Source organism: Clostridium sp. CTA-1 (assembly GCF_054768215.1).
Genome location: NZ_BAAAAP010000031.1, coordinates 26,817 through 37,069, shown reverse-complemented (window position 1 = coordinate 37,069; position 10,253 = coordinate 26,817). Strand labels below are relative to the sequence as shown.

Annotated in this window: 6 protein-coding genes and 1 pseudogene; 3 read left to right on the top strand and 4 right to left on the bottom strand. The window is 27.1% G+C overall.

Annotation, left to right across the window (positions count from 1 at the left end):
* The 3 genes and pseudogenes from ACYUEW_RS17280 to ACYUEW_RS17270 all read right to left on the bottom strand — a co-directional run.
* Positions 1-674, bottom strand: a pseudogene (locus tag ACYUEW_RS17280) (hypothetical protein); the annotation flags it as partial.
* A 384-nt stretch (positions 675-1,058) separates the two neighbouring features.
* Positions 1,059-1,880 (bottom strand): collagen-like domain-containing protein, encoded by an 822-nt coding sequence (locus ACYUEW_RS17275; protein WP_347564143.1) that lies wholly within the window; start codon positions 1,878-1,880, stop codon positions 1,059-1,061.
* A 140-nt stretch (positions 1,881-2,020) separates the two neighbouring features.
* Entirely contained in the window at positions 2,021-3,097 is a 1,077-nt protein-coding gene (locus ACYUEW_RS17270) for a tetratricopeptide repeat-containing glycosyltransferase family 2 protein (protein WP_042384296.1), read from the bottom strand.
* A 363-nt stretch (positions 3,098-3,460) separates the two neighbouring features.
* Here ACYUEW_RS17270 and ACYUEW_RS17265 point away from each other — a divergent pair, with 363 nt between their 5' ends.
* Positions 3,461-4,075 (top strand): hypothetical protein, encoded by a 615-nt coding sequence (locus ACYUEW_RS17265; RefSeq protein ID WP_045516421.1) that lies wholly within the window; start codon positions 3,461-3,463, stop codon positions 4,073-4,075.
* A 179-nt stretch (positions 4,076-4,254) separates the two neighbouring features.
* On the opposite strand, the gene ACYUEW_RS17260 is transcribed toward ACYUEW_RS17265, so the two are convergent.
* Positions 4,255-6,078 carry a hypothetical protein gene (locus tag ACYUEW_RS17260; RefSeq protein ID WP_045516419.1) on the bottom strand — a complete coding sequence of 608 codons (1,824 nt, stop codon included), beginning with the start codon at positions 6,076-6,078 and terminating at the stop codon, positions 4,255-4,257.
* 204 nt (positions 6,079-6,282) lie between these two features.
* Here ACYUEW_RS17260 and csxA point away from each other — a divergent pair, with 204 nt between their 5' ends.
* Complete coding sequence (csxA, locus tag ACYUEW_RS17255; protein WP_045516417.1) at positions 6,283-7,176, top strand: exosporium protein CsxA; 894 nt, start codon at positions 6,283-6,285, stop codon at positions 7,174-7,176.
* Between the two features lie 577 nt (positions 7,177-7,753).
* On the top strand, positions 7,754-10,120 hold the full coding sequence (locus tag ACYUEW_RS17250) for a DUF3656 domain-containing U32 family peptidase (protein ID WP_045516415.1): 2,367 nt from the start codon (positions 7,754-7,756) through the stop codon (positions 10,118-10,120).
* Positions 10,121-10,253 lie beyond the last annotated feature (133 nt).

Below are 10,253 nucleotides of genomic sequence, written 5' to 3'. Positions count from 1 at the left end.
CCTTGAGGGCCAGTAGCACCAGTTACACCTTGAATTCCAGTAGCTCCTGTAACACCTTGAAGTCCAGTAGGTCCGGTTATGCCTTGAGGACCAGTAGCACCAGTTACACCTTGAGGGCCAGTAGGTCCAGTTGTGCCTTGAGGGCCAGTATCACCAGTAACACCTTGAGGACCAGTAGCACCGGTAATACCTTGAGGACCAGTAGGTCCAGTTGTGCCTTGAGGACCAGTAGCACCAGTTACACCTTGAGGTCCAGTAACTCCTAAGGTATTAGTTTCTTCTGTTACAGACAAATTAGCTTTTACTGTAGGATTGATAGCTAATGATACATCTAAATTACTATTTATTAGTGAAAAAGTATAAGGGACAGTTGTTACATTTAATAAAGCGTTACCAGAAACTTGACCTATTTTTATAGGAGATTCACCTTGTATTGTTTTATTATCTGACGTTTTTATAGCAAACGATATATAGGTCGCAGAAAATGATGATTGAGTAGTAACCCACCAATCAACATAGTATATTCCTGTTTTAGTTATTGTTACAACTCCTGTTCCTACGTTATAGCTTATATCACTACCAGTAGATAAAAGTGTATTATCAAATATAACATTTGTGTTAGCAGCTATGGTACCGGTAGTTGTTCTTTGGAGTTGTAGACTATTATTTACCATATTATACACCTCATTCAATATTGATTTTTTCGCTTAGTCTACATAATTTATTTATCTTCATAGTTATTTGTAATTAATTTTTTATAGTACGTCTAATTTATAAGCTAAGAGACTATTACAATAGCCTTTAATACTCAATATTAATAGTGTCTAAAGCAGTACAATTTATATCTATAATATAATATATTATAGTAATACTAATTTAAGAGTGTGATTATTGTTATATTTAGATATTAAAATTATATTCTAACAAGTTTAATCATCTAATATTATCTAAATCAATTTAAAAATATACTTCACTGTTTAAATAATATATTTAAGAGTGAAGTATATTTTTATTTATCTTTTTTAGTTGTAATTACCGCTATAAAATAGAATTTAAAATTACCTAACTTTAATTACTGATACATTTAATTGTATTGTTGTATTTCCTAGTTGAATAGCTCCTCCACTAGAATTTATAATTTTTAAATTTACAGGTGCAGAAGTTACAGTAATAACTGCATTTCCTGATATCTGTGTAGGCAGTGATAATGTTTCAGCAGTGAAACTTACATTGCCTGGTACTATTATTCCGTTAGCGGCATCTAGAGTTAAATTTATTTCGGAGTCCGTTGTTTGTGCATCAGAAATATTAATCCACCAGTCTACATAATAAACTCCAAGTGTATTAAGTTGTATATCATTTGAAATTGCATTAAATGTTATATCTGGTGTTCCAGCATCACTTATTAAAGTATCTAATGGTATATCTGCTGAATCAGCTATTATACCAAATTGTAATCCTGTTGTTTGAGCTTGTAATCCAATTAAATTTGCAGTAGGGCCAGTAGGACCAGTAATACCTTGAGGCCCAGTAACACCTTGAAGTCCAGTAGGACCGGTTACACCTTGAAGTCCAGTAGGACCGGTTACACCTTGAAGTCCAGTAGGACCGGTTACACCTTGAAGTCCAGTAGGACCGGTTACACCTTGAAGTCCAGTAGGACCAGTAACACCTTGAAGTCCAGTAGGACCAGTAACACCTTGAGGCCCAGTAGGACCAGTTACACCTTGAGGCCCAGTAGGGCCAGTAACACCTTGAAGTCCAGTAGGACCGGTGATACCTCTAGGGCCAGTAGGACCAGTTACACCTCGGGGACAGGTACATCTACCACAACACGGCATACATATAATTTTTTTACATCTATGACTCAAATAAATCACCTTCTATTTAAATAATATGATTATATAGTAAAGCTAATAAAATTGAATATATTAGCATCACTATATAATATGATGAGTTATTTTATTTGATATAAAATATAATATAAGGTGAGGGTTAAGGTAGATTTTTAGGACTAACTTTACTCAAATCCGATACTCTTAAAGAATTCTTTATTACTAAGTAGAGTTTTATTGTTAGGGGAATAGGATAGTGCTATTTCATTGTGTTTATAAGATAGCTCTTTGTTTCCTTGTTTATAGTAGCAAACACAAAGTTGAACATGAGGAAGCCAGGTCCAACAGTCATCACTAAAAAATCCCCAACTATTTTTAGGGCGTTCTAAATTGGTAGCTAATTCATACCAAAATATTGCATTAGACAAATTATTTTCATTTAAAAAATAACGACCTAATCTACAACAGAATTCAGCTCTTGGTCTATCATAATTAAAAGAATAATAACAGTATTTTTTAGCATTAAAAGAATCTTTTATATAATTATAGTAATCTGCTAGCTTTCCGCAGGCATTTATTTTATCTTCGTACCAGCCAGAGTTCATTTCTAATAATTTTTTATATTGTTCTATAGCTTCTTCGTATAATTTATGATCATATAATTCATTACCATAGTAGAATACATCTCTCGGAGAAAACTCATAATTTTCTTCTATCATCTTTTTATATATATTTAAATTTCTGTCAGAATCACGAGGTTTTACCTTATCATGAACTATAGCTATATCACTATCAAATATATTTCCATAGACTTGTAAATAATTATGGACTCTTCCATACCATTTAAAATTTTTTTCACGTTTAACAAGCCTATTTCTTCTATAACTTAAAGCTGGTATACCGTCTTTATCAAGGTTCATATTGTAAAACATAGTAACAGAATCAATGGATTTATCTAAGCTAGATTTTAATTTTTTTAATTTTTTTTGGTCTTCTTCCAAGATTATATCGTCAGCATCTAAGTAAAATATATATTCTTTAGTAGCTTTGCTAAATGAAAAATTCCTTGCTGTTGCAAAATCTTGTATCCATTCAAAGTCATAAATTTTATCTGTAAATTTTTTAGCAATTTCTTTAGTTTTGTCCGTAGAACCTGTATCAACTATTATAATTTCATCAACAAAATCTTTAGCACAGTTTAAACATCTTTCCAATGTAATTTCTTCATCTTTTACAATCATACATAAACTTATAGTTATCATTAAATCACCTCATGTAAATTTACTATTTATTTTATATACTATTTAATCATCATCTCTCAGTATATAAGTAGAGTTAGATATAGGATTACAATTAATAAAAAGTTTATTTATTTTACTATTATTTTGGTATATAGCATAAATTTGCATATTTAAGACAAATTATTTTTTATAGATTTTCTTAATATATAGGTTATAATGATTTAGGCATAATATATGGTATGCAAATCCATGAAAATATGAGTATAGATATTATAATATTTATTTATATAATAGATAACATTAATTAAATATAAATCATATAATGTATTGACAACAAATAATATGTATTGCTATATTCAAGTATCTGAAAGGATGTTGAGATTTATGCTATGTGATAAAGATAAAAAGAAATTACAACAAAAATTAGAAGATCTACATTGTAATCAATGTGATATAATTTTATGTGGAGGCTGTTGTTGTGATTGTGGTTTTGATAGTTGTTGTGATGTTGCTACTAGTAAATGTGATTGCTGTGTAGATCCAATGGAAAATTTATTAAATCAATTAAGAAGTATTTTAGCACCTAACGCTACGATTCAAGTAACACTTGATACAGGAGCAACTCAGTCTTTTCAAGTAAATCAAATAGTATCAATAGAAGATAGTATAATTAATATACAGAATACTAGTTTTATTTCAATTTGTAATATTTCAAGAGTTAGGTGGAGAGATATAGGTACAATAAATCAAATTAATTTATTGCCACCAGTATGTACTTGCGAAGAATGTGATTGCTGTGAAAGACCATTAAGAGAAAATCTAAATAAGTTTATAAATGCTAATGTATCATTACAGTTTAAAGGGCAGCAAGATCTTAATGCTTTCCAAAGTTTGACAATAAGAAAAGTTGGACTTGGAATAGTAGTAGGACAGAATACAGTTGACGGTGCTCCAGATGCATATTCAATTTGTAAAATTACACGTTTTAATGCTATATAATTTTTAAAAATTATTTAAAATAAGGTTCAGACTTGTTTCAAATAAAATTATATAGAAAAGCTTAGTTAATAATTAAACTCCTTGTATTTAATGAAATGCAAGGAGTTTTTTTTGAAAATTTAAATATTTAAAATTAATTTTTTATTATAGTCTATTTTTATAAAAGTCAATAATTATCTCTAAGATCTACCAAAAATTTTTTCTATGAAGTTTTTATTTTTGGAATTTTCTAGTTGCTGTTTTATGAGTGAGTTTTCGGATTTTAATTCGTTTAAGGTTACTTCTAATTCTTGTGAATAATTTGTTATATATTTAAAACTTTTTTCTTTTTCTTCAAGTTGGTTTTTTATAGTAGAAACTTCTATATCATATTTATTTTTTAAATTTGAAAGGATATTGTTTTTAGATTTTTCTAATTTTTCTTTTACAGCATCATTTTCTAGTTTTAATTCTTTAATATTTTTTTCTAAGTTTTTATTTTTATCAAGTAAAGCTTTAAGTTCATTTTCCTTATCTTTAAGTTGCTTTTTTATATTTTTAATTTCAATAAGATATTTACTCTCAAGATTTTTTATTGCTGTTATATTTTGATTTTGTAATTTTTCAATTATGTTATTTAAATTTTCATTTAAGGAATTACTTTCTTCTATTTTTTTATTAACTTTTAATTTAAGTTTTTCATTTTCATCTGTTTTCTCTTTAAGTTTTATTTTTAGAAGTTCATTTTTCCCACATTCTTTATTTAGCTTTTCTTTAAAGTCTTCCATTTGAATGTTTAATTTATTAGTAGTTTCCAATATAGATTTATATTTGCTTTCAATATTAGATTTTTGGATAGAAATTTTATTTAGATTTTCAATAAGATTATTAGCATGTAGATTTTTTTCCTTTAATTTTTCTGTTAATGATATTGTTTTATTCATTAAATCATAGTTTACAGTATTTTTTTTAGATATTTCTTGGAGTAATTTTCTTATGGTACTTTCTGCATCATATGTTTCATTGTTTTTATTAGTATATGTTTTAGTGACTTTAGGCAAAAATATATTAATATTATCGGATATAGAGGCAAATATGTTTTTACTTTCTATAGATTTATCTAAAGGACTTTCTTCATATATATATTTATACAGATCTATATTGTCAAAGGATTCAGTATCAATTTTGTAAGAGTTAGACCATTTAATACCATTAAAAGAAGAATACATTAATTTACTATGTTCTGACCATACACAATATAATATATCATTGAATATAATTAATGTAGATTCATATATAGGATTATTTGTTTTATAAATAGGAAAATTATTAATGTTATCTTTGATATCTATTGTTACATGTTCTAGCATATATATCCCATTTTCTTCGGATAAATTTAAAATATTAAATTCTCTATCTTGCTTTAAAGTAGAAAAATTGATATTATTTCCATCTAACCTATATAGCTTTTTGGGACTGCTCCAACCATCATTATTTAAAAATTTACATAAATTAATAACGTGAGAGTTCTTTTCTTTAGTTATGTAGAACATATTAATAGTATTATTTAATGTTTCTAAATGATAATGTTTTTCTATACCATCAATGGTGTTTATAGGACCTATTATATTAGTTTTAAATTTGTTTCTATTCCATACGTAGTGTAGAATGTTTCCACTAGAATCATATTTATTTTCATAGAACATAAAAAATATATGAAGTTTATTTCCTTTAGAAAATAAGTTTACTTCATCTATATTATTGTTATGAGATTTTAATTTATAAAGAGTTTGGATAGACCATTTTTTATTGAATTTACAGTATTTGATAAATCCATCAAAAGTTATACATACTACTTCTATTATTCCTAAATAGGTTACATTTATATTAAATTTTAAAACGTTTTCTAGTATTTTTATTTCTTCAGAAAATTTATTACACATTAAAGTATTATCTTTATTAATATAAAATTCACACATATTACCATATATGTTTTTAAAAATATATGATTTATTGGAGTTCATAATATTCACCTACCTTTATAAAATTATATTAATAACAAGATACTTATATTCTTTTTAATTAAAAATATTAGTAAAAATCTATTTAATTTATATAAAAATTATATAATTAAAATATATTTTTACTAATCACACTTATTTTTTTATATGCATACTATATATTGAGATAAAACAATGTTTCTTCTATATGAAAAGGAGGATATATATATGGCTATTAATTCAAAAGATTTTATTCCACGTCCAGGTTTTGTAAATAAACAAGGTTGTTTACCAGATCCAGTGGAGATAACTTGTATTCAAGTACCTAAAGTTTTTGATCAATGTTTAATAAAAGAATGTTTAAAACCTACAGATGATTGCGAACAGTTATGTAAACAGATACCAAATATTACGGACCCAGCACAAGTTAGATGCGTGGGTTGTTGTAAAGACTTAAAAGTAAAGGTTAATTCTGTTACTAAATGCCCTGTTTCAAATGGTAAACCCGGACACAAGAAGGTAACTATTAATTTTACAGTTACTTTTGATGTAGATGTAGATGTAGAAATAAATGGAGTTATACACACAGAAACATTAAATTTTTCAGTAAATAGAACTATAACCGCTTCTAACTTGTATTGTCCAGATGCTATAGCTAAAACTATAATAGGTAAAGAATGTACATCAGCAGAGGAAATTGATCAACAGTTTATAAAACTAGAAGTAGTAGGGGAGTGCCTAAGCACAGACATCTCAAAGATAGATTGTGATAATGATTGTTGCAGTTGCAGTTGTACTTGTGAAGATAATGGAGATAAGAAAGTATTCTTATGTATTACACTAGGATTATTTATAATAATCAAATGTGAAATAGTAGTTCAATTAATGGTTCCAGCTTATGGCTATTGTCCAGTGCCAGAAGAATGTAAGTGTTCACATGATCCATGTAAAGAATTTATGGAAAGGGAACTTCCAACACTTTATCCACCACAGGAAATGGAAAATTTATTTGATGATTATGATGAGAGACAGGATGAGAGACACATTCACGATAGGAAACACATTGAAGAAGAAGAAGAAAGAGGCAATTTAGTAACTAGTAGTATAATAACTAGTAATTAATCTATAAGCTGAAAGTAATATAAGAATTATTTTAAAGTATTTATCATATTAGTTTATTTGTATATTATGGATTATTATGATACCAATACATTAAGAATAATAGTAAGATAATTTGCAAATTAATATGATAGCTATAAGAAGGAAAATAGTAAAGATGTATGTTTTTTATGAAGAGGAATATTAGATGAAAAATTTTTAAAAGCTAAATTTTCGACTAAACCTTGAACTCTATAGGAAAATTATACTAGGTATAGTTTACCATTATTAAAAGAGGAAACATGTGTAGGAAAGATATATATGTTAACAAAGGTGGTACTTGGCATATTAAGACTTCGGTCCCTGTATAGGGATGCGAAGTCTTTCTATATATTATTAATGCCATATATTTACTAAAATGTTTTATTCTATTTTTAAATCTATTTTCTAAATAATCTAATAATCAAATTATGATTAAATTTAATAAAACTTATATAAAAATGTATTCTAATGCACATAGATAAATAATAGTGGATATAACATTTTAAATATGTTTAATCTATTGTATAATAAACCTTAGAATATCTTAGGAGAGATGAATATGAGAAGAATAGAATTACTGGCTCCTGCAGGAAGCATGGAAAGTTTATATGCAGCAGTGCAAGCTGGGACAGATGCAGTATACATGGGTGGAAGTAAATTTTCTGCTAGGGCCTATGCTAATAACTTTGATGATGAGCAATTAAAAGATGCTATAAACTATTGCCATTTATATGGTGTTAAAGTATATATTACAGTTAATACATTAATAAAACAAGAAGAAATAAAAGAAGCAATAAAGTATATAGGATTTTTATATTCCATAGGGGTAGATGCTTTAATAATACAGGATACCGGAATAGCAAAATTAATAAAACAAAACTTACCGGATTTTGAAATTCATGCATCTACCCAAATGACTGTACATAATGGAGAAGGAGCTATATTTTTAAAAGAATTAGGTTTTAAAAGAATAGTTTTATCACGAGAACTTTCATTAAAAGAAATAGAATATATTTCAAAGGATTTAGATGTAGAAACGGAGATATTTGTACACGGAGCTCTTTGTATTTGTTATTCAGGGCAATGTTTGATGAGTAGTATATTAGGTGGAAGAAGTGGGAATAGAGGAAGATGTGCTCAACCCTGTAGGCTCCCATATACATTGATAAATGAAAAGGATAATAAGGAAACAAAGGGGTATTTATTAAGTCCTAAGGATATATGTAATATAGAAAACATGGAAGATTTAATAAAGGCTGGTGCTACATCTTTTAAGATAGAGGGAAGAATGAAAAGACCAGAATATGTAGCCGGGGTAATTAGAAGCTATAGAAAAGCTATAGATGCAGTTATAAATAAAGAAAATTTTGAAGAAGAAAAGAATAAAAAAGAGTTAATGCAATTATTTAATAGAGAGGGTTTTTCAAAGGCATACATTTACGGAAACAAGGGCAAAGATATGATGGCATATTCTTTTCCCAAAAATACAGGATTACCTTTAGGAAAAGTAAATAAGGATAAAAGTATAAAATTAGAAGAAAGTTTAAAAATAAAAGATGGTATAAGAAATGGTGATAAAGGCTTTATAGTATCTAGTATAATTAAAGACAATAAGGAAGTAGAAAAAGCCTACAAAGGAGATCTAGTAAAAATAAAACCTTTAAATTATAAATTTAAAGATGAATTATATAAAACCTCAGATATAGAACTTTTACAATCCTTAGGTAAAATATATGAAGATAAATTTAATAGAAAAATTTATCTAGAAGCTAATTTAGATTTTAAAGTAGGAGAAAAAATAAAACTAAGCTGTAGATACAATGAAGAAGAGTACTCCGTAGAAGGGAAAGAAATAGAAAAGGCACTAAAAAAACCTTTATCTATGGAAAAAATAGAAGAAAATCTAATGAAAAGTGGGGAAACCCCTTTTAAGATAAATAAAATTAAATTTAATTTCTATGAAGAAGGATTTTTACCTGTTTCAGAAATAAATAATTGTCGTAGAATGCTTATAAATTCCATAGAAGAAAAAATAATACAAAACAATCCACATTGTGGAAAAATTAAAGAGTTTAATGTGGATAATATATACAGTAACATAAATGGAATAAAAGAAAATAATTTGCCAGAGTATATATTTTCAGTATATACTTATGAACAGTTAAAAGCTGTAGTGAACAATGGATTTAGAAATGTAATAATAGATTTATTTACAAGAGATCCATTAAACATACAAAAAATAAAAGAATTATATAAGGATTTAAACATATATTTAAAAGCTCCTAATATTATAAAGAGCGAATTTGATTATGTAGAAAAGATAATAGAAGAGAATCTACACAACATAAAAGGTATAGTAACAGCTAATTTAGGAATAGTAAATAAATTTAACAATAGAACAGAAATAATAGGAGATTATAAATTAAATATATTTAATAGTTTTGCAGGGGATTTTTATAAGGAATTTATTAAAGGAAGTTGTTTAAGTATAGAGCTTAATAAAAAAGAAATAAAATCTATAGTTAAACATATGGATTTAGGCAGCCAAATGCTTATATATGGTAAAATAGAAAATATGGTTAGTGAATACTGTCCTATAGGCAGTACTTTTGGTGGTAAAAATAGTTCTTCTAGCTGTAATAAAGCTTGTGAAAAAGGAATTTATATATTAAAAGATAGAATCAGTGCTAAATTCCCAGTTAAGACAGATGTATTCTGTAGAAGTCATATATATAATAATTCAGATATTAATTTAATAGGGAACATAGAGGAAATAAAAGCAATGGGAATTAATAGTTTTAGATTAGATTTTTTAAATGAGAGTTATGAAGAAATGGAATATATATTAAAAGCTCTTAAAGAAGAAAAATGGAAGGGCAATTTTAAAAATTATACAAGAGGCCATTATAAAAGAGGGGTAGAATAATTTAATGAGATTATTTATCCCATGACTACCCGCTCTAATACTCCCATCTTCTTCAAAGTTGGAGTAAAGAGCGGCTACGTCTCTGGATAACGATTTCCCCTAAAGGATAACGACTTCTAAGGAGTAAAACTCC

Bases quoted from the DNA above. Each gene is read 5' to 3' on its own strand.
- ACYUEW_RS17270 (WP_042384296.1), bottom strand. From the start codon at position 3,097: ATGATAACTATAAGTTTATGTATGATTGTAAAAGATGAAGAAATTACA.
- ACYUEW_RS17265 (WP_045516421.1), top strand. From the start codon at position 3,461: ATGCTATGTGATAAAGATAAAAAGAAATTACAACAAAAATTAGAAGAT.
- ACYUEW_RS17260 (WP_045516419.1), bottom strand. From the start codon at position 6,078: ATGAACTCCAATAAATCATATATTTTTAAAAACATATATGGTAATATG.
- csxA (WP_045516417.1), top strand. From the start codon at position 6,283: ATGGCTATTAATTCAAAAGATTTTATTCCACGTCCAGGTTTTGTAAAT.
- ACYUEW_RS17250 (WP_045516415.1), top strand. From the start codon at position 7,754: ATGAGAAGAATAGAATTACTGGCTCCTGCAGGAAGCATGGAAAGTTTA.